Annotated in this window: 30 protein-coding genes; 8 read left to right on the plus strand and 22 right to left on the minus strand. The window is 45.9% G+C overall.

Annotated elements, in window-relative coordinates:
- Positions 1–29 precede the first annotated feature (29 nt).
- From QUB13_RS04430 to QUB13_RS04485, 12 genes are all read right to left on the minus strand, one after another.
- Positions 30–248, minus strand: a complete 219-nt coding sequence (locus QUB13_RS04430; RefSeq protein WP_333379303.1) for a type II toxin-antitoxin system HicB family antitoxin — start codon at positions 246–248, stop codon at positions 30–32.
- Between the two features lie 121 nt (positions 249–369).
- Positions 370–744 (minus strand): DUF433 domain-containing protein, encoded by a 375-nt coding sequence (locus tag QUB13_RS04435; RefSeq protein ID WP_333379305.1) that lies wholly within the window; start codon positions 742–744, stop codon positions 370–372.
- A 62-nt stretch (positions 745–806) separates the two neighbouring features.
- Entirely contained in the window at positions 807–1,802 is a 996-nt protein-coding gene (locus QUB13_RS04440; RefSeq protein ID WP_333379307.1) for an AEC family transporter, read from the minus strand.
- 396 nt (positions 1,803–2,198) lie between these two features.
- Positions 2,199–2,405, minus strand: coding sequence for a glycogen debranching protein (locus QUB13_RS04445; protein WP_194061524.1), 207 nt, complete (start codon positions 2,403–2,405; stop codon positions 2,199–2,201).
- 57 nt (positions 2,406–2,462) lie between these two features.
- A complete protein-coding gene (locus QUB13_RS04450; RefSeq protein ID WP_333379381.1) occupies positions 2,463–2,738 on the minus strand; it encodes a hypothetical protein in 276 nt (91 codons plus the stop codon).
- Positions 2,684–3,169, minus strand: coding sequence for a GNAT family N-acetyltransferase (locus QUB13_RS04455; protein WP_194067756.1), 486 nt, complete (start codon positions 3,167–3,169; stop codon positions 2,684–2,686). The genes QUB13_RS04450 and QUB13_RS04455 overlap by 55 nt, the downstream gene beginning before the upstream one ends.
- 449 nt (positions 3,170–3,618) lie before the next feature.
- The gene (locus QUB13_RS04460; RefSeq protein ID WP_194010470.1) at positions 3,619–4,692 is read right to left on the minus strand and encodes an RNA polymerase sigma factor, RpoD/SigA family; all 1,074 of its coding nucleotides are present in this window, start codon (positions 4,690–4,692) and stop codon (positions 3,619–3,621) included.
- Positions 4,693–4,818: 126 nt separating this feature from the next.
- Positions 4,819–6,525: an ABC transporter ATP-binding protein gene (locus QUB13_RS04465; protein WP_333379310.1), complete on the minus strand. Its 1,707-nt coding sequence runs from the start codon at positions 6,523–6,525 to the stop codon at positions 4,819–4,821.
- A gap of 427 nt (positions 6,526–6,952) precedes the next feature.
- Positions 6,953–7,123, minus strand: coding sequence for a hypothetical protein (locus tag QUB13_RS04470; RefSeq protein ID WP_333379312.1), 171 nt, complete (start codon positions 7,121–7,123; stop codon positions 6,953–6,955).
- Between the two features lie 4 nt (positions 7,124–7,127).
- A complete protein-coding gene (locus tag QUB13_RS04475) occupies positions 7,128–7,715 on the minus strand; it encodes a TFIIB-type zinc ribbon-containing protein (RefSeq protein WP_333093040.1) in 588 nt (195 codons plus the stop codon).
- 31 nt (positions 7,716–7,746) lie between these two features.
- Entirely contained in the window at positions 7,747–8,157 is a 411-nt protein-coding gene (gene patD, locus QUB13_RS04480) for a heterocyst frequency control protein PatD (protein WP_333379314.1), read from the minus strand.
- A 242-nt stretch (positions 8,158–8,399) separates the two neighbouring features.
- A complete protein-coding gene (locus QUB13_RS04485) occupies positions 8,400–8,681 on the minus strand; it encodes a hypothetical protein (RefSeq protein WP_333093041.1) in 282 nt (93 codons plus the stop codon).
- Positions 8,682–8,751: 70 nt separating this feature from the next.
- On the opposite strand from QUB13_RS04485, the gene QUB13_RS04490 reads away from it, so the two are divergent.
- Positions 8,752–11,025, plus strand: a complete 2,274-nt coding sequence (locus tag QUB13_RS04490; RefSeq protein WP_333379317.1) for a RelA/SpoT family protein — start codon at positions 8,752–8,754, stop codon at positions 11,023–11,025.
- A gap of 98 nt (positions 11,026–11,123) precedes the next feature.
- On the opposite strand, the gene QUB13_RS04495 is transcribed toward QUB13_RS04490, so the two are convergent.
- The 3 genes from QUB13_RS04495 to QUB13_RS04505 form a co-directional block, all read right to left on the minus strand.
- Complete coding sequence (locus QUB13_RS04495; RefSeq protein ID WP_333379319.1) at positions 11,124–11,480, minus strand: type II toxin-antitoxin system PemK/MazF family toxin; 357 nt, start codon at positions 11,478–11,480, stop codon at positions 11,124–11,126.
- Positions 11,474–11,728, minus strand: coding sequence for a hypothetical protein (locus tag QUB13_RS04500; protein WP_333194782.1), 255 nt, complete (start codon positions 11,726–11,728; stop codon positions 11,474–11,476). Before QUB13_RS04500 ends, QUB13_RS04495 begins: the two co-directional genes overlap by 7 nt.
- Before the next feature lie 91 nt (positions 11,729–11,819).
- Positions 11,820–12,740, minus strand: coding sequence for a glycine betaine ABC transporter substrate-binding protein (locus QUB13_RS04505; protein ID WP_333379322.1), 921 nt, complete (start codon positions 12,738–12,740; stop codon positions 11,820–11,822).
- Between the two features lie 42 nt (positions 12,741–12,782).
- On the opposite strand from QUB13_RS04505, the gene QUB13_RS04510 reads away from it, so the two are divergent.
- The gene (locus QUB13_RS04510) at positions 12,783–14,150 is read left to right on the plus strand and encodes an aldehyde dehydrogenase (RefSeq protein ID WP_333379324.1); all 1,368 of its coding nucleotides are present in this window, start codon (positions 12,783–12,785) and stop codon (positions 14,148–14,150) included.
- 146 nt (positions 14,151–14,296) lie between these two features.
- Here QUB13_RS04510 and QUB13_RS04515 read toward each other — a convergent pair whose 3' ends face one another.
- Entirely contained in the window at positions 14,297–15,610 is a 1,314-nt protein-coding gene (locus QUB13_RS04515) for a tetratricopeptide repeat protein (RefSeq protein WP_333379326.1), read from the minus strand.
- Positions 15,611–15,711: 101 nt separating this feature from the next.
- On the opposite strand from QUB13_RS04515, the gene QUB13_RS04520 reads away from it, so the two are divergent.
- Positions 15,712–15,858 (plus strand): hypothetical protein, encoded by a 147-nt coding sequence (locus QUB13_RS04520; RefSeq protein ID WP_333118599.1) that lies wholly within the window; start codon positions 15,712–15,714, stop codon positions 15,856–15,858.
- Positions 15,859–16,202: 344 nt separating this feature from the next.
- A complete protein-coding gene (locus tag QUB13_RS04525; protein WP_333379328.1) occupies positions 16,203–16,553 on the plus strand; it encodes a 4a-hydroxytetrahydrobiopterin dehydratase in 351 nt (116 codons plus the stop codon).
- A gap of 8 nt (positions 16,554–16,561) precedes the next feature.
- Here QUB13_RS04525 and QUB13_RS04530 read toward each other — a convergent pair whose 3' ends face one another.
- The gene (locus tag QUB13_RS04530) at positions 16,562–17,311 is read right to left on the minus strand and encodes a response regulator transcription factor (protein WP_333379330.1); all 750 of its coding nucleotides are present in this window, start codon (positions 17,309–17,311) and stop codon (positions 16,562–16,564) included.
- A 596-nt stretch (positions 17,312–17,907) separates the two neighbouring features.
- On the opposite strand from QUB13_RS04530, the gene QUB13_RS04535 reads away from it, so the two are divergent.
- Positions 17,908–18,162 carry a DUF6761 family protein gene (locus QUB13_RS04535; protein WP_194010481.1) on the plus strand — a complete coding sequence of 85 codons (255 nt, stop codon included), beginning with the start codon at positions 17,908–17,910 and terminating at the stop codon, positions 18,160–18,162.
- A gap of 368 nt (positions 18,163–18,530) precedes the next feature.
- On the opposite strand, the gene grxD is transcribed toward QUB13_RS04535, so the two are convergent.
- The 3 genes from grxD to QUB13_RS04550 form a co-directional block, all read right to left on the minus strand.
- Positions 18,531–18,851, minus strand: a complete 321-nt coding sequence (gene grxD, locus QUB13_RS04540; protein WP_333379332.1) for a Grx4 family monothiol glutaredoxin — start codon at positions 18,849–18,851, stop codon at positions 18,531–18,533.
- A 199-nt stretch (positions 18,852–19,050) separates the two neighbouring features.
- Positions 19,051–19,311: a BolA family protein gene (locus QUB13_RS04545; protein WP_194010483.1), complete on the minus strand. Its 261-nt coding sequence runs from the start codon at positions 19,309–19,311 to the stop codon at positions 19,051–19,053.
- A gap of 42 nt (positions 19,312–19,353) precedes the next feature.
- Entirely contained in the window at positions 19,354–19,977 is a 624-nt protein-coding gene (locus QUB13_RS04550; protein ID WP_333379334.1) for a hypothetical protein, read from the minus strand.
- Between the two features lie 562 nt (positions 19,978–20,539).
- On the opposite strand from QUB13_RS04550, the gene QUB13_RS04555 reads away from it, so the two are divergent.
- The 3 genes from QUB13_RS04555 (at position 20,540) to QUB13_RS04565 (ending at position 23,870) form a co-directional block, all read left to right on the plus strand.
- Positions 20,540–20,821, plus strand: coding sequence for a type II toxin-antitoxin system HigB family toxin (locus QUB13_RS04555; protein ID WP_333379337.1), 282 nt, complete (start codon positions 20,540–20,542; stop codon positions 20,819–20,821).
- Positions 20,822–21,018: 197 nt separating this feature from the next.
- Entirely contained in the window at positions 21,019–21,417 is a 399-nt protein-coding gene (locus QUB13_RS04560) for a helix-turn-helix domain-containing protein (RefSeq protein ID WP_333093052.1), read from the plus strand.
- A gap of 125 nt (positions 21,418–21,542) precedes the next feature.
- Entirely contained in the window at positions 21,543–23,870 is a 2,328-nt protein-coding gene (locus QUB13_RS04565; protein ID WP_333379340.1) for a S8 family serine peptidase, read from the plus strand.
- A 94-nt stretch (positions 23,871–23,964) separates the two neighbouring features.
- On the opposite strand, the gene QUB13_RS04570 is transcribed toward QUB13_RS04565, so the two are convergent.
- Together QUB13_RS04570 and QUB13_RS04575 are read right to left on the minus strand one after the other, a co-directional pair.
- On the minus strand, positions 23,965–24,696 hold the full coding sequence (locus QUB13_RS04570; RefSeq protein WP_333379343.1) for a WecB/TagA/CpsF family glycosyltransferase: 732 nt from the start codon (positions 24,694–24,696) through the stop codon (positions 23,965–23,967).
- 202 nt (positions 24,697–24,898) lie between these two features.
- On the minus strand, positions 24,899–25,039 hold the full coding sequence (locus tag QUB13_RS04575; protein ID WP_194010489.1) for a hypothetical protein: 141 nt from the start codon (positions 25,037–25,039) through the stop codon (positions 24,899–24,901).
- Between the last annotated feature and the right edge of the window lie 103 nt (positions 25,040–25,142).

A 25,142-nucleotide genomic window follows, 5' to 3' on the forward strand; every position in this document is an offset into this window, starting at 1 on the left:
AGTTAAAAAGGCGGCATCAGGCGACCTCTTTAGTAATTATCAAGGACGGGTAAAGGAAGATTCAGGGTAAGACTAAGTAGAATCCAGTCTTCCAATACCTCTTGCAATTCTTCACGGGCAACTTCCAGAGTTACAGCATTTGCATAGACTCCCTCACAGATAGGAATTTCTCCGTAGAAAGTCCCATCATCACGAAAGATTTCATACTTAGCTTGCTTCATCGCAGCTTGGATGTATTTAGTTAACATATTAAAGCAATCTCCTTTAAGGTGACAAAACGAATTGGGATGATATCAAGCCAACCTTGATTGGCAATAGAGCCAAAGAAAATTATAGCGTGTCCGTTGAGATTACTATCGATCAAAAAAATCACGCTTTAGCATCAAGTTTTGCCTTCGCGGCTCGAAGTTTTTGCCATGCAGCTTCCGTTCTTGGTCTTGGTGGTTGGGCGGCAATTCTGGCAATCAGATCGCGATTTTTTTCTTCATAGTACAGCCGGAGTTCCTCAGCTTCTTTAAGCACCATTTGATACTCAGCTTCAACATCAGCGCGATTTTGCTCAATGTAAGCTAAAGCGGCGTTAATTTGTGCTTCTGTAAGGTCAAACAATCCCCTAATAAACTTAGGCGGATATTGAGCAGTCACATAGTCCATGATGTCGTAGATAGTGATGCGCGTACCTGCGACCGTCAGTCCTCTTTCTGTACGGATAATCGCTGTTTGTTCGTTGGATATAGTTGTCATGCCTGTAACGTCTTTGAAGTTATTTCTATGTTATACCAATTCTCAAAAGTCTTGCAACAACTTCAACTAAACGAAGCAAGCCACAGCGGCAGCATCAACAGCAAACCGAGGGAAGTGAGGGCGATGCTGCTAGCTAACAAATCGCGATCGAGATCGTATATTTCTGCTAAAATCAGCACCGAAAGAGCTGTGGGCGTTCCCGACATCAACACCAACACCAACCTCGGATCGCCGCTCAATCCAAAAAAACTAGCACCCAATCCGATCAGCACCGGCACAATTACCACTTTTAACAGCGACGGGATTAACGCTAGTTCAAAACTTTGCCATGTTTTAATCGATCTCAAACGGATACCAACCAGGAGCAAAGCACTGGCAATTACCACCCAAACTGCTACCTGCAATCCCGATTCCACTGTTTCGGACAGGGGGATGTTTCTGGTGAAAAAACCAATTAAAAATGCCCACAGGGCGGGAACTGTCAACACGTCCCGGAGCTGAGTCCACCAGTGTTTTTTTTGCTCGGAATTTCCGAAATAGCTAGCAATAAATACACCGAAACCGTAGGTTCCGATCACGTTGTTAGTGACGCTGTACAAGACCGCCCAGTTGTTGTTATCGCTGCTGATGATAGCGGGGGTGATTGCTAATCCGACAAAGCCTGTATTTGCTAGCATGGCAGCTAGGATAAAACTGCCTTGGCTCGATCGCTTCCGGGAATTTACATTTAATAAAAATAAATTGAGTCGAGAATTTTTGCCTTGAAAATATGGCTTTTTGACGTGGGCAGCACTCAGCCGCCACAATAACAGCCAAGTCAACCAAGCTAAACTCGTACTCAGAAATAACACGAATATGGCGATCGCCGGTGTGAATACCACAGCACCGGAAAAATCGCTCTGACGGGCTAAAACTAGAATTTGCAGCGGTATCCCGATCCAGAAAAGAAAGCGGCTTAGCAGCTTAGGAAAATCAACTGGGATGTACTTAAACAGCAGCAGTCCCAAGCCCGTCCAGATAACTAGAGGCGTATAAGCATGAAATAAGGTCTCAATCATAAAAAATTAATTTGACAATTTGAAATGCCTTTATCTATTAATTTTAATCCTAAAATCAGTTTGAAAAATGCGATTTGTCGTTAGCGGAACCCGCCTCTACGGGGGCTGCGCCAACGAAGAGGATCGCCCGAAGCAGACTTTTTTGTCCTAGGATGCCTGCAGCACTCCGGCGATCCCAAATTCCCGCCCCAATTCCGGCAACCATCGGGTACGATCGACTCCCAGCCCCCAACGATTGCAGGCTTTTAGCTTCAAATTCAAAAAACTAGACTTCTGTTAACTTGACAAATGTGCGATCGAGTTATCTTGCCTTAGACGAACAGACGTGCAACGTTTTCCTACAGTTGCGATGAACCGAAACAGGGCGAAACTAAAGCTGCTGATGACTTGCGTCGATCAATTCAATTTCAAAGCATTAACAGGCACCTCATCCCAAGAACTAACAGTCCGCAAGGTAGCAACCCAGCCCTGCTGCTTTTGATCTGCCGTCAAATTCTGCTCAAAAGATTCGTGACATTCCTTTGCTTGAGTCTCATCGCAACAAGCAATGCAAGAATAAAGAATGCCCGACGGATCGATTTGCTCGTTTACCCAAATAATCACGATCTGCTCTCTCAATCTAAATCTACTTTTATTTAAATTTTCCTATATTTTTGGCAATTATTGACTGGGATTTACCTTACAAAACAGGGGGGCCGCGAAACCGGGTTTTTCGCGAAAATATTTCCTTCTCAACCGCAGAGCCCACAAAAACCCGGTTTCTGAGAATTGACGCAGTGTGTCGAAACCGGGTTGTTCGCGAAAATACAGAGGTTGCAGGCCGTAAAGCCCCCAAAAAACCCGGTTTCTGAGAGTCGGAGGACGATCGCCCGCCGATCGAATTACTTCGAGGCCAAACTCGCCAAAGACTCCCCCGCAACCCGGCAAATCCGCCATTCGGGCATCACATCAGCACCAATACCCTTGTAAAATCCGATCGCCAATTCATTCCAATCCAACACACTCCACTCCAAACGCCCGCAGTTTCTTTCAACTGTCAACCGCGCCAAATAAACAATCAAAGACTTGCCAATTCCCCGCCCTCGAAACTCAGGAAGCACAAACAAATCTTCCAAATAAATCCCCGGCTGAGTCAAAAAAGTAGAATAATTATAAAAAAACAGCGCCCAACCCACAACACGATTTTCCGACTCTGCGAGAATCGCTTCTGCAAAAGGTCTCGCGCCAAACAAATGATTTTCCAAATCAACCGCATTACCAGTAACGGCATGAGATAATTTTTCGTATTCAGCCAAAGCCTTAATCAAATCAAACAGCACCGGCACATCTGCGCGGGTAGCTGGACGCAAAATCACCTCATCAGACATAAATCAATTAAGTAGTAAGCGACAATCAACAATTAAAAATATAGCAGTAGTCAGTAGTCAGTAGTCAGTAGTCAGTAGTCAGTAGTCAGTAGTCAGTAGTCATTAGTCAGTAGTCCTTAGTCATTGGTCATATCATGTCCGGTCAATTGACCGCTTTAAAATTGGTTAGTAGTGTGGACTTTAGTCTGCCACCCAAGAGCGGACGAAAGTCCACACTACTAACTGTTTTTCTAGTCGTTATATCAAATCCGGTAGCATCGGAATTATATAGTGCGAGCGTCCCCGATCGCACTATCAGCATCCCCGCTCGCACTATCAATGATTAAAATATATAATTCCGATGCTCTCGGAAACGATATTACCAGGCTCCTGCCCGTTAACTGGTTAACCAGTTAACCATACACTCGATATTTAAGACTTTAAAAAAGGCCAATTCAATATTTTTTAGCTCATTTCAACCAGCCCTTCAATCGTTCCGTCACTTGAGGGCGGCGCAACTTTCGCATTGCCTTATTTTGAATTTGACGGACTCGTTCGCGGGACAAATTGAACAAACTGCTGACTTCTTCTAAAGTATAAGGTTCGCCGGTTATCAAACCGTAACGCATCGCCACAATCTCTTTTTCCCGTTCAGTCAAAATACTGTCCAACACCTCCAAAATATCTTGGCGCATCATCATCTCATTCATCTGAGCTTCTGGAGATTGCGTCGCGCTATCTTCCAGAACATCCAAAAGTTCCGAACTTTCTTCCGTACCAATGCGGTGGTTGAGTGACAAAGATTGCCGGCGTACTTGCTGGAGGTAACGAAGCTGTTCAGCAGTAACTTCCATTTCTCTAGCAACTTCAGTTTCCGTAGGATTTCGTTGAAGAGAACGCCTTAAATCCCGATAAACTCTTTTGAGTTTATTTAACTGTTCGACAATGTGAACCGGCAAGCGAATAGTCCGCCCTTGATTGGCAATTGTCCGAGTAATTCCTTGGCGAATCCACCAATAGGCATAGGTAGAAAATTTGTAACCCTTCTCAGGATCGAACTTTTCGGCGGCTCGATTCAAACCTAAAGCTCCTTCTTGAATTAAATCTAGAAAAGGCACGCCCCGGTTGAGATAGCGTTTCGCAATCGAAACCACCAACCGCAAATTCGAGCTGATCATTTTCCGTTTCGCCGACTGACACTGGTGGCGAAGTTGTTGCAGTTGACTTTCGCTCACCCCCAAAGCTGCAGCGAGTTCAGCTTTTGTTGGCTCTCTTTCCAATTCCTGTTTTAAACGCTCTTCTACTTCCAGAAGGGCTACCAATTCTTGAACGCGACGAGCTAACTCCACCTCTTCGGTGGCAGTCAGTAGAGGATAGCGAGACATTTCTTTGAACAAAGCTCCCACGGGATCGTCGGCAGACCAGTTGTTGTATGCTGACGATCGAGTTACCGTCGGACGATCGATCTCGGTGTCCTCATCCTCTGCGATTGCGAGTGAGGCTTCGGGAGCCACCGCAAAACTGCCTAGGTCAGATTCTGCCATATAGTGCTTGGTGTCCGTGGGATGATTTGAAAAGTATCCCTTCACTTTAACCAATTTAATCAGAAATTTCCGAAATCCATCTAGAAGCTGGTGGCTGATATCAAATTTCCCCAATTTTAGATTGGTTTATTGAGTCCGAGCCAATAAAGGAGCTGCTTGCAATAACTGCTGAGTATAAGGGTGCTGCGGATTAGTAAAAATCTCCCTAGTCTTGCCGATTTCCACAATTTTTCCGGCATTCATTACCGCAATGCGATCGCAAAAAAATCTCGCCACCCACAAATCATGGGTAATAAACAGATAAGTCAAATTAAATTCCTGTTTCAACTCCAACATCAGCTCTAATACTTGAGTCTGCACGCTAGCATCCAGCATACTCACTGGTTCGTCGCAAATAATCAGTTGCGGCCGAGTAATCAAAGCGCGGGCGATCGAAACCCGCTGCTGTTGTCCGCCTGAGAGTTCCCCCGGATAGCGGCGAAAGAAATCCTCCCCAGGAGTCAAACCCACCCGCTCTAACATTTGGATTACTTGTTTTTTAGCTTCCTCTCCCTTAGCTAATTTGTGAATCAACAAAGGGTCAGCAATACTTTGCCCGACAGTCATCATCGGATTCAAACAAGCGTGGGGGTCTTGAAATATCATTTGCATTTGGCGGCGGTGCTTCCTGACAGCATCGTTACTCAGAGCAGTGATATCTATTCCTTGAAATTCTACCTTACCACCAGTCGGAGGAATCAAGCGCAAAATCGTGCGCGACAACGTACTTTTGCCGCAGCCTGACTCCCCTACCAGCCCCAAGATTTCTCCCCGTTCTAGCTCTAAACTAACGCCATCTACGGCTTTAATTACCTGCTGTTTCCGGGAAAATAACTGCTCTAATAAATTGCTTTCTAAACTGTAGTGCTGCTGCAAATTTGTAACAGTCAAAAGAGGTAAATTTGACTCGGACTTATTAAGCCGATAATTTTCCTTCTCCCCTCTATCCGTTACATCCGTTAAATCCGTTACAGAATCCGTTGCCGAACTTCCTTCTTCCTTCTGAATGTGCAAAGCTGCTTTCAGGAGCGATCGAGTATATTCATGTTGCGGGCGTTCAAAAACATCCAGCACCGGCCCAGTTTCCACGACTTTGCCGCCGTACATCACCGCAATGCGATCGCAATACTCAGCTACCATCGCCAAATCGTGAGAAATTAGCAAAATAGCCGTTCCCCGTTCCGCGCAAAGTCTGGTTAATTCCTGCATAATCTGAGCGGCGACAGTTACATCCAAACTCGTCGTCGGTTCGTCCGCCACAATTAACTTCGGATCGAGCAAAAGAGCCAAAGCAATCGCTACTCTTTGCCGCATTCCGCCACTAAATTCGTGGGGAAATTGCGACCAGCGAGAGGCGGGAATTTTCACAGCTTCCAAAATCTCGATCGCCCGTTGCTTAGCCTGCTTGCGATCCAAATTCGGTCTGTGGGCCTGCAAAGTCTCGATACAGTGTTCCCCGACAGTCATCAAAGGATCGAGACGAGTCATCGGATCTTGAAAAATCAACGCCACAGCTTCGCCCCGAAACCGTCTCAGCCGCGAAGCATCCATCTCAAACACCGACTCTCCAGCAAAATCAACCCGCCCCTCAATCTGCGTCGAATCCGGTAGCAACCGCATCGCCGCCCTTCCCAAAGTTGACTTACCGCACCCAGACTCCCCAACCAATCCCAGTTTTTCCCCTGCTTCCAGCCTCAGAGAAACGCCGTCAACCGCCCAACCGGATTGGCCCCGCCGCTGAGGATAAGCTACTCGCAGATTTTCAATGGAAAACAAAGAATAGTCATTAGTCATTAGTCATTAGTCCTTAGTTATTAGTTATTAGTTATTGGTTATTAGTTATTGGTTATTGGTTATTGGTTATTGGTTATTGGTTATTCGTTATTGGTTATTCGTTATTAGGTGTTAGTTACTGGTTATTGGTTGTTGGCTATTGTTATTGGTTATTCGTTATTAGGTGTTAGTTACTGGTTATTGGTTGTTGGCTATTGTTATTAGTTGTTGGTCGTTGTTATTAGCTGTTGGTTACTGGGTATATCATGTCCAGTCATATAATTTTCAATCGTTAATCCTTTGTAGTGAAAACACAGAATCATCTGTCGGGTGACGGGAGAAATCTATACTTACTACAAACATTTTTAATGATAATTGAGCAAACATGATATTAGTTATTATTTGTCAGCAGTCAGTAGTTAGTCATTAGCCATTAGTCAGTATCTAACTAATAACTAATAACTAATGAATACTGCCAACTGCCAACTGCCAACGGCCAACTGCCAACTGCCAACTGCCAACTGCCAACTGCCAACGGCCAACTGCCAACTGCCAACTGCCAACTGCCAACGGCCAACTGCCAACTGCCAACTGCCAACTGCCAACTGCCAACCGTCAACAGACTAAATTTCCCTTCGCTTCAACTCAGCTCTCCGCAGTATATAAGTAGCCGCACAATCAACGTGCGGATGGTCTGCTAAAACTTCCGCCAGTTCCAACACATATCCGGCAATATCCGGGCCTAGCTTATCTGTGAGCACTTGACGTTCCCGAGATGCGAGTTCTTGGACGCGGGCCTTGGCTTGCCAATTGGGAGAAAACATCTTGTCAATCTCGGTGTGGAATCCCAGACTTTCGAGAATATCCCACTCGCCGTTATCGCACCAAATTCCCCCGCACAGCATACAGCGCTCTATGTAAAAGGGCACTCTGCTGAAGGGAACTTTTGCCCGCGACAAATAATGACCGTCTTCGGGACACAGGGCTGCTTTGCTGTCGTAGGGAGACGGCGTGAATTCTATGCCGAGAGTGCCTGTCGCCTCTGGCTTCTGGGATTTGTTGTACCACTGGCTCTGCTCTTTCTGCCAAGCTTCGTATTCTCTGCCTGGAATCCAGATACCGTAACAGTTGGGACACCACTGCACCGACATTCGGCCGGCTAGGGTGCCGCCTTCTAAGTTGGGATGTTTACATTTTGGACATTCCACCACTTGATTTCTCCTTGCCTTCTCAATTCCCTGTTTATTCAGTTATTAATTCTGCATCCGGGCGGGCCCGCTCAGAACCAGAATTTTTTTGCAGCAGCGCACCGCAGTAGCCAATTAGCGTGTTTAGTCGCTCAGCAGCCGCAGTTTGCCTCGCCTGTGCTGTCGCTGGCTGCTTCGCAGCCTGCAAAAACGTGACATCTGTCCTCAATAACCGCAGTTGCTTGTGAATTTCCGTCAAATAGGACTGCTCTGGAGGCGTTTCTGAGGCGTATAACTCACCGCTGTTAGCTTTCATAATCTGGTTTCCGAAAAATTGTTGCACTTTTGTGTATTCTGCAGCCAGCGCAGCCCGATCGAGATTTTCCTGTGCAGCAGTTCTTTGTAGCTGTTCGAGTGCTTGCTGTAATTCTTGGTAGCACTGGCGGCGGTCTTCGGACAATATCATGATTTTGTAAACAAATTTTTCTTTATAATCAAAGTAGATTGTTGCTTAAGCTTTGCTCATATTAAGGGAAGCCGTGCATTTTTGCAGCAATTCCCTGTTTGTTGAGAAAATTTCATCACGCTGTCAGCGTGACTCGATCGGTCTAGCTCGTGCTTTTAGTTTAGCGTTGCCTGTGAATGCCGATCGCCCGCTACCTCCAACAACAGGTACCGCGCCCCCGACTCCCGCGTCATGGTCAATCCTCAAATTGTAGACTTTTGTTCGAGATCCCAGATTGCATCTGTAAAGTCAATCTCAAATCTCAAATCTTGAATGCCCCAATAGACTGACCTCAACTGCTGCCGCCAAAATATGCTTATTTTACCCGATCGACCGATCGCATCCGCGACAGTGGAGTCAATATATTTTCCTACCTGCGAGGGGGGGGGAAAACTCAAAATTAAATCGATATAGTTAAGACAAAAATCGATGATTTTTGAGAATTGCCAATTGTGGCATTCAATTAGTTTAGTATTGCTACACACATAATTTCGGAAATTCAACCGAACGCTGACTTTTAACCATTTGTATTTCTAATTTTTAAAGGTGTACCCGATGAACGCAAACACTCTCACTGCCTCTCCTTCGATAGATCCTGCCGTCGTTCCCGATTGGCTGCAAGAATGCCTGAATGGTCAATCGCAGACTGATGCGGCCCCTAACGCCAATTGCTCGACTGACAACAGTTTAATTTGTCGGGCCTTTGAATTTGCCCGCGACTTGCACGAAGGACAATACCGCAAATCGGGAGAACCTTACATTTGCCATCCCGTAGCTGTAGCTGGGATACTCCGATATATGGGCGGCAACAACGTCATGATTGCCGCCGGTTTTCTCCACGATATTGTTGAAGATACAGATATTACTCTCGAAGAAATAGAACAGCGGTTCGGCGCAGAAGTGCGACAATTAGTCGAAGGTGTCACCAAACTTTCTAAATTTAATTTTTCCAGCAAAACAGAGCGCCTTGCTGAAAATTTCCGCCGAATGTTTCTAGCAATGGCTAAAGATATTCGCGTGATTGTCGTCAAACTAGCAGACAGACTGCACAACATGAGGACTTTGGAGCATTTGTCCGAAGAAAAGCAGCGCAGTATTGCCCTAGAAACCCGAGATATTTTTGCTCCCTTGGCGAACCGTTTGGGTATCGGGCGCTTTAAGTGGGAATTGGAAGATTTAGCGTTTAAATACCTGGAACCGGATGCTTATCGCGAAATTCAGGAATTGGTGGCCGAGAAGCGGGGCGATCGAGAAACTCAACTCGCAGAAGTGACAGATAGTTTGCGTGAAAGGCTTGACAATTTAGGCATTAAATGCTATGAGGTTAGCGGCCGTCCCAAACATTTGTACGGGATTTACGGGAAGATGCAGCGCCGCCAAAAAGGGTTTAAGCAAGTGTACGATATTGCTGCGGTGCGGATCATAGTAGAAAGCAACGATGACTGTTATCGCGCATTGGCGATCGTCCACGATTCATTCCGCCCGATCCCCGGTCGATTTAAAGATTATATCGGTTTACCAAAAGCCAACCGCTATCAATCCTTGCACACCGGAGTCATCGGCACCAGTGGCCGCCCCATCGAAGTACAAATTCGCACAGTAGCAATGCACCACATTGCAGAATACGGCATTGCCGCCCACTGGAAATACAAAGAAACCGGCGGTTCTAGCACCGCAGTCACCGGCGACGACGAAAAATTTACTTGGCTGCGACAACTCCTAGAATGGCAAAGCGACCTCAAAGACGATCGCGAATATTTACAAAGTATTAAAGACAACTTATTCGACGAAGATATCTACGTTTTTACTCCCAACGGAGACGTGATTTCACTCAACACCGGCTCAACACCCGTAGATTTTGCTTACCGCATTCACACAGAAATTGGCAATCGCTGCACCGGTGCGAGAGTCAACGGGCGGATGGTGACACTAGACAAGGTTTTAAAGAACGGCGATATTGTAGAAATCTTGAACCAAAAAAACGGCCATCCCAGCTCCGACTGGCTGAATTTTGTCAAGACAAACGGAGCAAAAAACCGCATTCGCCAGTGGTTGAAGCGATCGCACCGAGATGAAAACCTCGCTCGCGGGCGGGAATTGCTAGAAAAAGAATTAGGCAAAAACGGCTTAGAATCCTTGCTGAAATCCGAACCAATGCAATCAGTAGCTCAGCGCTGCAACTACCACAGCGTCGAAGACTTAATCGCCGGTTTGGGCTACGGCGAAGTCACCCTAAATCTCGTAGTAAATCGCCTGCGAGATTTAGTCAAAGTGCAGCAAAAAATAGAATCTGCTCCCGGAGGAACCCAGGAAATCCCCCTGCTAATACCTGTATCGACAGCACCAAAACCCGTACCGAGTTCGTCTCCGAGCAAATCGCCGATCGCAGGTGTAGAAGGATTGCTTTACCATATAGCAGGCTGTTGTTGTCCCATTCCCGGCGAATCAATTATTGGAGTAGTGACTCGCACTCGCGGCATTTCCATTCACCGCCAAGGTTGTTCCAATGTTGAAAACGTACCGGGAGATAAATTAGTTCCCGTGAGTTGGAATTCCAGCAACCGCAACGAATCTCGCCCCAATACTTATCCGGTAAATATTCAAGTTGAAGCCCTAGATCGAGTCGGAGTTCTCAACGATGTTTTATCGCATTTAAAAGACAACAAAGTCAACGTCCGCAGCGCCCAAGTCAAAACCTATCCCGGATTCCCCGCATTAATTGACTTGTGCATGGACATCCAGGATAAAGAACAGTTCGAGCGGACTTGTATGCAAATTAAAAAAATGAGCGATATTTTGAATTTGCGGCGGCTGAGCGAAGGAACTTAAAAGGAGAGTCTAACTGTATTGTAGGGTGCGCTGTTCGCACCCGATCGCTAGCTGAGGAGAGGTTGAACCCCATGAATTTTCAAAGGCTAAGAAAAGTGTTACTCAGGTTCATGAGGTTCAAATACCAGTCTAATTCCATCAAGAATTTGACGAATTCGCTCGGTAGAGAGTGTGCCAATTTTCTCACCTAACTGAGATTTACTGATAGTCAAAATCTGCGAGACGTTAACAACACTCTGTTCTGGTAAATCAGCTTCTCCTGCTTCTAACAGGACATTTCCTGGTGAATTCGCCCGTCTGAGATTTGAAGTAAGCACACAAACAACAACTGTATTAATGCGGGAACGATTGAATAAATTGTTTTGAATGATTACATGGGGATGGACATAACCGGGTTCTGAACCTGAAGGCTCATCAAGTTCAATCCAAAAAATATCACCTTGATTTATTACCATTCCCCTTCCACCAGCCTGCGATGAGATCGACTCATCTTGCGAAGCAAAACTTGTTCTTCTTCAGAAAGAGGTGCTTCGCAAGCAGCATTAATTTTTTCTAACAGTTGTTGATTTTCGCGGCGGCGGATAAATTCTTCAAGCGCTATTTCGATCAAAAAACTCTGCGAAATTTGCATTTCGCCAGCTAATATTTCGGCTTGTTCAAATAGAGATGCTGGCAATGAGATAGCAGTTTTGACAGTTGTCATAGCTTTATACCTTCATTTATTTATATGAGTCTAACTCATAGTATACCTAATCACAATACTCTCCAGCAAACAGACAGAAGAATGAAACCCTTTATTTCGCGGGAGTCGCAGGCTTTGAGTCGCCCAACTTTTGCTGCAAAAACTGCCGCGCCACTTGGGCGGCATCCTCCTGTTTTCCATCAACTTGATAGTTGAGTTTCCGCATATCTTCCTCCGAGATTTTGCCGCCCAACTCTGCTAGCACTGGACGCAATTCTGGGTATTTTTCCAAAATTTGCGATCGCACAATCGGAACAGCTTCGTAGGGCGGAAAATAGTTTTTGTCATCTTTCAGGACTACTAAACCCAAACTTTGAATCAAACCATCCGTCGTATTACCGGCAATCACATCTACTTCTTTTTGTTGCAGCGCTTGATAAAGCAATCCTAACAGCAACTCCTTCGGTTCTTCGGCAAATTTAATCCCGTAAGTTTTAGCTAATCCGGGAAATCCATCTTCTCTCTCTTTGAATTCCGGGCCGAAACCCGCGCGCAATTTTGGTGCAGCTTTTCCTAGTTGCGAGAGAGTTTGCAAGTTAAGTTTTTTGGAATCATCTCCCCGCATAATAATCGCAAAACTGTTATTAAATCCCAGCGGTTCAGTCAATTCTGCTTGAAACTGTTTGGGATATTCTTGTTTGAGGTAATCGAGGACTTTTTGGGAGTCAGAAATTGGCTTTTGTTTGAGAATGTTGGTAAAACCCGTACCAGTATATTCGACGTACAAGTCAATTTTACCCGTTGCTAGGGATTGATGGCAAAGCGAGCCTCCGAGGTTGAGTTTGCGTTCTACTTTGATATCTGTTTTGGTTTCGATGTGAATAGCTAAAATTTCTGCTAGGATGACTTGTTCTGTAAAGTCTTTGGAACAAATAACAATTTGTTTTTGAGAACTAGAATTGCAGCTTGTGACTGCAAACAAGCAAAGTAATGATAAACAGGAAGATAAAAAATGGCTTTTTGATATTTTCATTTTTTTATTGTAACATTTATATATATAGATACAGGAGAAAATATGCTATTGAGTGTCAGCGATATTATCCGCCAGCAGCGACAATTTTTTGCGACTGGAAAAACTAAAGATGTGGATTTTCGGATTGAACAACTCAAACATCTCAAAAGTGCGATCGAACTCAATCAATCACGAATAGTCGCTGCTGTCAAGGCAGACTTGAATCGACCGGAGTTTGAGGCTTATTTTGAAATCGCATCCATTGCCGAAGTTAATTATGCCATCAAAAACCTGAAATCTTGGGTAAAACCGAAAAAAGTGCCAACTTCGATCGACCAATTCCCCGCATCAGCCCGCATTTACCCTGAACCTTTAGGCGTAGTTTTGATCGTCGGGCCTTGGAATTACCCATTTCAGCTCATGATATCACCTTTAGTCGGGGCGATCGCCGCCGGCAACTGCGCCATCCTCAAACCTTCAGAAATCGCCTCGCACACCTCCGAAGTTGTCGCGGATATGATTTCAAAAACCTTCGATCCCGCCTACGTAGCAGCCGTCGAAGGAGGCGTAGAAATCAGCAAACAATTATTAGCCGAAAAATTCGACCACATCTTCTTTACCGGAGGCACAAAAATCGGTAAAATAGTTATGGAAGCTGCCGCCAAACACTTGACACCTGTAACATTAGAATTGGGCGGCAAAAGTCCTTGCATTGTAGACTCAGATATTCAGATTGAATACACCGCAAAACGCATTGCTTGGGGCAAATTTATCAATGCCGGTCAAACTTGTATCGCTCCAGATTACCTGTTAGTTGACAAAAAAATAAAACCGGATTTGATGTCAGCAATTAAAACAGCGCTTCACGAATTTTACGGCGAAGATCCTCAGCAAAGCCCGGACTATTCGCGAATTATCAATCAGCATCATTTAAAACGTTTGGTAGAGTTTATCAAAGATGGGGAAATTGTCGCGGGCGGCAAAAGTAACGCCGAAGATAGATATATTTCGCCTACGGTAATTGACAAGGTTTCCTGGGATTCGCCGGTGATGCAAGATGAGATTTTTGGGCCGATTTTGCCAGTTTTGGAGTATGATGATTTTGGGGAGGCGATCGCCCAAATCAACGCCCGCCCCAAACCGTTAGCTTTGTATTTGTTCTCGAAGGATAAAGAGAAACAACAGCGAGTTTTGCGCGAAACTTCATCAGGTGGACTTTGTATTAACGACACGGTAATGCAAGTGGGAGTGACAACTTTGCCTTTTGGGGGAGTTGGCGACAGCGGGATTGGAAGTTATCACGGGAAAGCAAGTTTTGATACTTTTTCGCATTACAAAAGCGTGCTGCAAAAGTCTTTTTGGCTGGATTTGAAATGGCGGTATGCTCCCTATAAGGGTAAGTTGGATTTGATTAAAAAGGCGATCGGTTGATATTGCCTAAGCCCCAGATGCCGCCTAACCCCCCAGGCCTGTTTCATTATCCCGAAGTCCGGCAGGGGTTGAAACCCCTGCCGGACTGAATGTTTGACGTGTTTGTTGTTAACAAAGATCGCCTCCTTCAATCCCATATCCCTGTTCTAATCGGTGCTGTGCCATTCTCGATCGATTTTCTCCAAATCCTTGGCGGCTCCCAATTCTTGAAAAATTTGATGTGCTGTATCGTAATGTTGTTGAGCAACTTCTGTGTTGCCGCGCTTTCGCTCAAGTCGTGCTAAATCGTAGTTAACTTCGGCAATATGCCAAGTCATCTCCAGTTTTTGCATTTTTCCTAAAGCTTCTGTTAACAGTTGTTCTGCTGTATCTAGATTGCCTCTACCGAGCTCATTGTCTCCGAGACAAGCGATCGACATTGCTATCCCTTGGCGATCGCCCAATTCTGTCGTCAATGCCAAACATTGCCGATAAAGTTTCTCCGCTTCATCCCAATTGCCACGATTTCGCTCGATATCTCCCAACACTCCCCAAGAAGATGCCATACCCGAGCGATCGCCCAATTCTGTTCTCAATGCCAAAGATTGCCGGTAAAGTCTCTCTGCTTCATCCCAATTGCCACGATTTCGTTCGAGATCTCCCACCGATGCCCAAGAAGATGCCATGCCCGAGCGATCACCCAATTCTGTTTTAATTTCCAAACATTGTCGGTAGAGTTTTTCAGCTTCATCCCATTTGCCACGACATTTTTCTATACCTCCCAACAATCCCCAAGAAGATGCCATACCCGAGCGATCGCCCAATTCTGTTTGAACTTCCAAAGATTGCCGGTAAAGTCTTTGTGCTTCATCCCAATTGCCACGATTTCGCTCGATATTTCCCAACGATGCCCAAGAAGATGCCATCCCCGATCGATCGCCCAATTCTGTCATCATTTCCAAAGATTGCCGGAAAAGTCTCTGTGCTTCATCCCATTTGCCGCGAGATCCCTCTATACCTCCCAACAATCTCCAAGAAGTTGCCATGCCCGAGCGATCGCCCAATTCTGTCATCATTTCCAAAGATTGCCGGAAAAGTCTCTGTGCTTCATCCCATTTGCCACGACGTTTTTCTATATATCCCAACATCCCTAATGAAGTAGCAATACCACTCTGATTATCTTCTTCTTGTGATATTGATAACGCCTCTTTCAAATATTTTTTTGCTAAATCCCAATTCCCAAAATTTAGATTAATTGCACCTATAGTTTTTAAACAATAATAACGCTCGCGCTCGTCAACATGAGGTAATATTTTTTCGTACAACTCTTGGAGTAAAGTCCAGTATCCCCATCTTTTGAGATAATCATTCAAACTATACTTAATTAAAAAATATGCTTTCCTGTAATTGCCCAACAGAAACGCCAAATTTTGAGATTCTATAACATCTTGTAAATCTTCTAAACTTTGAGGATTTTTCATAATTTAACCAGTGTGGCCACCTGTGGGTAAGTCTTATTCACTTGACAAAAAAGTATCGCTGTAGTAAAGTCTATCCTCAAAATCGCATTTGAGTACCTCAAGTGAAAAAAATCTTATCATTTCTGGTCATTCCAGCGATCGCCTCTGCCTCCTTTGCTGGTTTCGTTCCATCCAGCTACTTGCTGCGACTAGAAACTTTAAAACTGGGAATGCTTCTGCTAACAAATAGTTCAACTCAACACATTTAGGCCAAAAACTTTGTCCTCCGCAACCACAAAGTAAACGAACTTGCCAAGCGAACCGGAGAAATTCAAAAAACCTTAGTGCGCGTAAAAGCGAAGCACCGATCGATCCTGGGCAAAGTGTACTAGAATCTATTGACAAGCATCCATATAGGACAACCGCAAATACTGAGCTTGTGCGGTGGAATGATAGACGAAAAGTTCAGCTACAAGGATTGCTCATCTGTTTTATGAACGATTTCCATCACAATGTCTACGTAACTCTTAACGGACTGTTGCCCTGTTCTAAGTCATTCAGATTAGAAAATGTCTATAATATGTTTTAGCATCTTCTCGCTAACAAGCCATTTATGGAACCTTTAGCAAAAGAACGCTGTGCCGCCTGCCGCCGAAACTCTCCCCGCGTCACAGCTTACGAAATTGTCCAACTAAAACCTCAAATTCCTGAGTGGAATTTCATCGAAAAAAATGGCGTTCCCCAGTTAGAACGCACCTACAAATTCCCGGATTTCAAAAGTGCGATCGCCTTTACAAACAGCGTCGCCGAAGCCGCAGAAACTGAAGGACATCACCCGGCGCTGTTAACCGAGTGGGGGAAAGTTACCGTTAGTTGGTGGACTCACGCGATTTCTGGATTGCACCGCAATGATTTTATCATGGCGGCGAAAACAGATGCGATCGCCAATCAATTCCTAACCTAAAATCAGATTTATCGGCTGACAATAGTCTCAGAAATCATCGCTCCGGGCGCTGGTGAATGGGATTGATTTGTATTCAAAAACTCCAGATTTAGCCGGTAGCCGACATTTCGCACAGTTTGAATTAGGCTCGGTTGTCGCGGGTCGATTTCGATTTTTTTACGCAAAGAGAGTACGTGAGTGTCGATCGTCCGGGGGTTGTCAATAGCATCAGGCCAGGCCCGGCGCAACAAATCCGATCGCGACAGCGGCACTCCGCCAGCTTGAGCTAGCACGTACAGCAGGCTGAATTCTTGAGGAGTCAGCTCGATGTTTTCCTCGTACAATCTGACTCGGCGCTGCACCAAATCAATTTTTAGCAGCCCGCATTCCAGCATCGCCGGCGGTATCATCGTGCGGTTGCGGCGCATCAGAGCCTCCACCCTGGCCATAAACTCTTGCATCCCAAACGGTTTAGTCAGGTAATCGTCAGCCCCCGACTTCAAACCTTCCACAATATCCGCTTCCGTATTCCGCGCCGACAGCATCAAAATCAGCGATTGCTGCTGCTTCCCCAGCCAGCGACAAAATTCTAAACCGTCCCCATCGGGCAATTGGGCATCCAGAATGACTAGGGTTGGCTGACGGCTGAAAAATATTTCCCTAGCGTGACTGATATCCGCCGACTGGTGCACCCAGTGACCGACTTGCTGTAAATGCCAGCCCAAGAGCGATCGCAGGTGCGGATTTCCTTCAACAATCGAAATACTTACAGATCCCACAGCGGCGAGCTTCCCTTATCACTAATGGCTACCAGGTTAACAGAGCTTTTGTCAAGGTTTTGTAACCATCGCTACTCAAGCCTTAGCTCTATTTATAGAGGCGAACAAACCGATAGTATGAATTTTAAAGATTTTGTCAAGTTGGGATCGTCAGCCCGCAGAAAGGTTAAATCATTCTGGCGATGAGTTTACAATAAAAATAAGACAGCCTACAGCCGATCGACCCTATGCCCCAACCACCTGCTTTTACCGAACCCCGCGACAGGGCCCCTAGTGCTAGGAGGTTGACAAATCGCGCAACAGAAACTAAAATTCCTCCAACCGTTCGCTCGGTAGCCGGAACACTCACCCAGTGCGCTCATCAAATTCACCAACATCCCGACTCTACTAAACGCGCAGCGAATTATTTAGGTGCGCGCAAAAAAGTCCAGCCACTGCATTGCAGCGAGTGAAATTTTTTATGGAGGGTAGCCTGTTGAGCAGGGTAAAAACTTTTATTTAGCAATTGCCTCTGTTCTGAGCAACAAGCCCAGCCATCGAGGCTATTCCTAAATCCCGCCGTCATTATACACCACAAAGGATTTCTAACTCACACCATGCTACAAGATACCCAAACAATCCGGCACTACCAAAAACTCACCGACGCCCTCGTCGAAATGTGGAATAGAGGTTATCGTTTCGATGAGTTGCGCCTTTACTTAGATGGCTACCTCGCAGCCCTGCGACATTGTAACAGCCTGGAACCCTATCTGATTCACAGATTAGAGGAAGAAGCAGCGCGTTACATTCACGATCCGTCAAATTTTGAAATGCCACAGACACAGACACAAACTGAAGCAGACTACTATTAAATAGTAAATTCGGTTTGATAAACCCTGGATTATTTGGGAATTGGGCATCGGGAATTGGGCATCGGGAATTGGTTGTTTGTTATTTCTTCCTTCTTCCTTATTCCTTCTTGCCGATCTCCGTTACATCCCTTATATCCGTTACATCCGCCCTTACGAATCCGTTGCCGAACTTGCTTCTGCGGTAAATCAACCTAGTTCAACGTCAAACCCGATCGCTGTTAAGCCGTTGCAGCATTTAAATTGAATGTCAAAAAAAAATCAAAGTCTTGTGGGGTGTCCCGCCCGCTCTGAATAGGCAATTTAAATGCGTGACAGCTTATATCCCCGACTTATTTAATAAGTCGGGGATATGTTTGTTTTGTCTAATTTTAAGAAGCCAAAGCAACTTCTACAATTTCTTGCAATTCGCCCTTTTGATACATCTCGATCATAATATCCGAGCCGCCAAGAAACTCGCCGTTGATATAAACTTGGGGAATTGTCGGCCAGTTGGAATACTCTTTAACGCCTTGACGAATTTCCTGGTCTGCTAACACATCTACAGTTTCGTAAGGCACTCCCAAAGTATTTAGAATTTGCACCACGGTATTAGAAAAACCGCACTGGGGCATTAATTTATTGCCCTTCATAAACACCATGATTTTGTTTTCCTTAACCAAGCCGTCAATTCTTTCCTGTGCTGTAGTCATGGTAGCTCCTAATATTGTTTGAATTTTTTTAAACGTTGACAGTTGTTTCTCAGGGCGCAGAAACCTGGTTTTTGGAGAAAATTTCTCGTTAAAACCATAGATTCCGGTTAACAAAACTGGTTTCTTTGGTTTCCAATTGTTTCTCTAGCAACTCTTGACACAAGCGCAAACTTGTGATTTCCAGAGAGCAGCTCAACAATTAAGCCACTGGACTTTTCGCTGCCCATTCTGCAGGAGTTAAGGTTTCCAAGGCCAAAGCGTGGATAGCTTCACTAGCCATTGCCTGTTTGAGAGCGCCGTAAACCAGTTGGTGCTGCTTTACTCGACTTTTGCCTTCAAAGGCGGCAGAGACTACTCTCGCCTGGTAGTGGTCGCCGCCGCCGGTCAAATCGTCAACTTGTATCTTAGCGTCGGGCAATTCTGCCTTAATCATTTCTGCTACTTGAGACGGTGTAACCATTGGTATTTGTGATAAAGGGCTGTATTGAGTATTTTAGTGGAACTATTTGTTAGACGATCGCGGTTGATTTGCAGCAGGCCGCGGATAGGGCGCATCCACAAAACCCAATTCTAGTAACTGCTGGTAAGCTTTTTTGCCCAAGTCGCGAGTTGGCTGCTGCGATCGAATAATCTGAATCAGTAAGGGGACAGCCAGTTCCGGCTTGTTTTGCGCCCGGTGTACCAAAGCCAGCCGGTAGGTAGCTTCGTCCCGCATTTGGGCTGTTTCCACAGCTTTGGTGCGGTTGCTGTCGGCCAAGCGGATGTCAATTCCAGCAAAACTGCTGCTGAGTTGTTGGTAGAAGTTGGATAGTTGATTGAAAATTTGGCGGGATTCTTGGAGCTTTTGAGCGGCGACAGTATAATTTTGACTGGAAATAGCACCGCTGGCTTCTGTCATCAAGCGCTGACCTCCGGCAACGCTCAGCAGGCTGCTGTCTTGGGTCAGAGGGCGGAGGTTGTTGGGGTCTGTGGGGTCGTCGGCGGGATCGACTTGCTGTTGGTTATCTGGCCGAGAAGGTTGTTGTGCTTGGGCTTGGAGCGGTTGCAACAGGGTCAAAAGTGCGATCGCCCCGATCGTCATCCGGGCAGTGAAGCGAAGCCAGCAAACAGTTCCAGAATATACCATGAAATTACTTTGCGCCCAGCGCACTTTAAAAAGATATTTAGCTTGAGCCGATCTTACCATTGGCGATCGCAACCGGCTAAGTGTACACCAATTTTGTGTAAATGTCAAAGAGCTCGATCGGGCAAAAGGCTCTTTTGGCAAAATTAGAGTAGAGACTTGACAGCAAGTTCTCGTTGTGAGAACATAAAGGTGTCGTGTAAAAACGGTACCCGAGTCAGGAACCTCAGCCCTGACGGCATGAGGCTTGAAAGAGAAATCTCAAAAGCCATTCTGACCAGCCTAAGTCTTAACTGACTACGTTTTTTGAGCCACGACACTCCTTGAATGCGTAGCTAGTTTTCCGCTCTGTCATTTGCAGTTAAACAGTTTTAAGGTAACAGAAACAGTGCTGCAAGTCTAAAAAGCTCTTAAAACCTTGACCGACAAGCTAACTTTACCCAGAAATGGGAGTTTGAGGCAACCATACCTCATCGGAGGGGCAACCATACCCCTCCACCCCGCGAGGAGATTTAAATAGATGTAAAGCCGTGCTAAAAACACGGGGTTTCTACCCATTTTTCTGATGAGACTAATTTCTCGGAAAAATCTTCTGAGTGCGATCGAACCCTACCCCGACGATGCCAAGGCTGCGATCGCACTTTGGCGCAAAGCTATCAAAGATAACGATTGGGAATCACTAGAAGAGATTCGACAGGCATATTCCAAATCGGTCGATCGAGTCTGTGGATATACCATATTTAATATTAAAGGCAATCAGTATAGATTAATCGTAAAAATCAACTATACAGCCAGAATTATATATTTTAAAAAGTTTTTAACCCATGCCGAATATAACAAAATCTAGTGGAATGATGAAGATGAAGTTAAACAAACAATAGGTTAATTCCCACTAACTATATATTGGAGGATGGTTACAAAGTCCCTGATGTATTCAATGAATTCAAAACATTTAGTTCAAAGGTTAAAATCATGATGCCTAGAAACAAACACCCACCTTCTATTTGAGAACCCTGTCTAAGTAAGCAAGCAAAGGAATGAGAAATGAGCATCACAATTGAAAAAACAGCTTACGGTCAACTTTTGGCAAAATCTCAGCCTAAGCCAATCCTGAACGAAGAAGATAACGATATTGCCCTCGCAGAAGTCGATTTTCTGATGTCTAAGGAAGAATTAACACTAGAAGAAGAAACTTTACTGAGTCTCTGGGGGCTGTTGATCGAAGAATACGAATCAAAATATTACCCAAATCCAGAAGTGACTCCCCAGGATGTTCTATTGCATTTCATCGAAATTCGCGAACTCAAACAAGCCGATTTAGTGGGTGTGATTGGTTCCAAAGGAGTAGTCTCTGAGGTAGTTAATGGAAAACGGGCGATTAGCAAGGCGCAAGCTAAGGCGCTAGGAGAATTTTTTAATGTTAATCCTAGCGTGTTTATTTGAGATAAGAGATAAGACGGCGGTTGAAACCGCTTCTACAAAGACAAAACCTGCCTCCGCAGGTTGAAGAGACTAGGCGGTTTCAAACACCCGTTATTCTGCATCAAAATTAAACAGGAACATTTCTGATGGTACAACCAAGCAAACCAACCTCCGACACTCTCCAAAACTATCAAGGTATTGGAGTTCCCGAAGAAAGTCTGGCAGTGATTTTGCAGCGGGGCGGCGATGAATTGCTGCTGTCAAAAGTTCCCAATCGCTTTACAGTCCGCCCATCATCGATAGCATCAGCCTCAAACAATTGGGCTGCCACAACTGGGGCAAAACTCAACCGCCGCATCGGGCAAAGTAATCTCGAAGAGTATCTCGTCGGGCCAGAAAACCTAGATGCAGCAATGCAAGCAGCCCGCGCTAGCGATGCTGTAGCTTTTGCCAGCCATGTTTATTGTCCGGCGAACAATCCGAGTACATTCTTTTATTTGACAGACCAAATTACTATTCAATTTGGCGAACAAGTAGACGAACAATCGCGAAATGCGATCGCCCTTGCAGCAAATTTAACAATAGTCCGGTCAGTCTCAGGAATTCCCAACACCTTTGTCTGTGAAGTCAACAAACAAGCAACAGAAAACCCGGTCAAAATTGCCAACCGCCTGACAAGATATCCCGAAGTTCTGATCGCTGAACCCAATATTTTAGTAGAAACTCAGCAGCATTATAAACCCCGCGATCCGTTTTATCCCCAACAGTGGTATCTCAACAACCGAGGCGGCAACGAACTTGTCGGCGACGCTCAAATTTATGCAGAAGCGGCTTGGGATATGACTCGCGGCGCGCGATCGATCGTAATTGCGATCGCCGATGATTCAGTAGACTTGACACATCCCGATTTTCAAGGCCAAGGCAAAATCGTCTCCCCCATCGATTTCAAAGACGACGACACTTCCCCGATGCCCGTTGCCGAATCGGACAACCACGGCACAAGTTGCGCCGGTGTCGCTGCAGCAGAAGAAAACGGCAAAGGCATTGTCGGAGTCGCCCCCGGATGCGCCCTGATGCCGATCCGTACTAGCGGTTTTCTCGATGACGAGTCGATCGAAAAAATATTCAATTGGGCAGTGGAAAAAGGCGCAGCCATCATCTCTTGCAGTTGGGGCCCAGGGGCAGTTTACTATCCCCTTTCCCTGCGCCAGAGTGCCGTCATCACCAAAGCCGCCACCCAAGGGCGGGGCGGTAGAGGCTGCGTGATTCTGTTCGCTGCGGGCAATGCCAACCGCCCTGTCAACGGTACTGTAGATGAGAAAGACTGGCCGAATAACATTTTGGGCGATCGAACTAAATGGCTGGCAGGATTTGCCGTGCACCCCGATGTGATTGCGGTGTCTGCTTCCACTTCCCTCAACAAAAAAGCAGCCTACAGCAATTGGGGCAACAGCATTTCGGTGTGCGCCCCCAGCAACAACGCGCCGCCGGGAACTTGGCTGCCAGAAACCGGATTTATTGCGACTGCGCCGGAAGTGACGCAGTATTTGCCCGGTTTGGGGGTGTTTACTGCCGATCGAGTCGGTGTTGCCGGCTACGATCCGGGGGACTACACGAATACCTTTGGCGGCACTTCCAGCGCCACTCCAGTAGTCGCTGGAGTGGCAGCTTTAGTGCTTTCGGCCAACCCCCGTTTGACGGCGCGGGAAGTGCGGGGAATTCTCGAACAAACTGCTGACAAAATTGTCGATTCCCAGCCCGATCCGCAGTTGGGAAATCGGATGGGAAATTACGATCCTAATAGCCGCCGCAGCGATTGGTTCGGTTACGGAAAAGTGAATGCTTTAAAAGCGGTGCAAGCTGCGGTGAGAAAGGGCGGCGGCAATCCGAATATTGGCGGTGCGAGGTTTAGCGATATTTCTGGACATTGGGCGGAGAACTTTATTGAGGCTTTGGCTGCGGGGAATATAATTAGCGGTTTTCCTGACGGTTCTTTTAAACCTGATGACTGTTTAAATCGCGCTCAATATGCGGCGCTTTTGGTGAGTGCGTTTAGTCCGATTCCGAAGCGGTTGGCGACAAATTTTATTGATGTTTCTGCTAGTTTTTGGGCGAGAAGTGCGATCGAACGGGCGAATCGGGCGGGGTTTTTGTCTGGGTTTCCGGGGTTGAAGTTTGGCCCAAATCAGAATTTGACTAAGACTGAGGCGATCGTATCTTTGGTTAACGGTTTGGAACTTAAGGGCGGCAATCCCGATGTTTTGAAAGTTTACACCGATCGATCGCAAATTCCTAATTTTGCTTTAAGCGCCGCAGCCACAGCAACTGCTTTGAAGATTGTAGTAAACTATCCGGCGCGCGATCGGCTTTCGCCGCAGCGGGACATTACCCGCGCCGAGATTTCGGCTTTAATTTACCAGACGTTGGTAGCAATTAATCGCGCTAGGGCGATCGATTCTCCTTACATTGTCTAGCCAATAAATTAACCACAATTATTGTAGCGGCGGGTTCACGCGCGATCGGCACTATCAGCCATAACTCTCGTAAACCCGATTCGATTGGGAACTTTTAAGCTCGAAAATCCCCCAAAGCTTTCAATGCAAATTGCGGCAAAGCCAACATTCTGCGCCAGCGCCAAGGTTCTTGATAAAGCCGGTACAACCATTCTAAATGATTGTCGCAAAACCAAGCCGGTGCGCGGTCTTTGGTTCCCGCCCAAATATCGAAACTGCCGCCAACTCCCACCCAAATAGACTGCGGACAAAGGTGTCGGTTTTCCGCAATCCAAAACTCTTGGCGAGGCACTCCCAAGCCCACAAAAATCAGTTTTGGCTGCATTTTTTTGAGGTTTTCACGGAAGTCTTTTTCTTCATCAGCAGAAAGATAGCCGTGTTGAGCAGAAATCGACAATCCTTTCACTTTTTGCTGCCAAGTTTCTGCCGCCTTCGCTGTCACTCCCGGCGCACCTCCAAAGAAAAATATCGGTTCGGAATCGGGCAATTTTCCGGCTTCTTGCAGCAGCGATTCTGCTAGTTCAATCCCCGGATAGCGCTTTGCCGGTTTGCCGCGCATTCGCAAGTACAGCACCACTCCCGAACCGTCTGGAATCACGAGTTCTGCAGAGCGAATTACATCGCCTAATGCCTGATTTTTCTCGGCTTGCATTGCCATTTCAGCATTTAGTGTCACGACGTGACTTCCTAAGCCTTGATGCAGGCGCTCTATCAGCCAACCTGCGTAATCGTCTAATATGTGAACTGGTAGTCCCAGCACTGAAAATTGCGGGCGCGATCGATCCATATTTCTTTCTGTGAGATTTCTACACACCTAGTTATTTAAATTAGCTTAGTTTGGCGATCGATGCTAGACTACTTTTGAACGAAAAAAATCCGGTTTGTGCCACAAAGATTTTGGTAAGTCATCATTCCGTGGCCCAGAAACCGGTTTTTTTGTACGCGACGCGCAAGTCCATTAGAGTTAGGCTGCTAAGTGCGATCGCTCATTAACGTTCAATTTTCTTGACAGAGCCGTCAGCGTACCATTCCATCGGCACGAGTTCAATTTTACCATTAACCTTCACTGTAGAGTAGACAATTTTTACAAAAGGAACGCGGTTATTATTGTTGTTGTTGCGGCTGGACATGACAATCACCTTGTTTTGTTGTTGGCCGAATCGGAGCAGTGATAGAATCTCTGATATATTTAAAAGTCTATTCACCGCAATTGAACTCGCATCAGGAAAACCA

This window comes from Microcoleus sp. B4-D4, assembly GCF_036705185.1.
Classification (GTDB): domain Bacteria; phylum Cyanobacteriota; class Cyanobacteriia; order Cyanobacteriales; family Microcoleaceae; genus Microcoleus.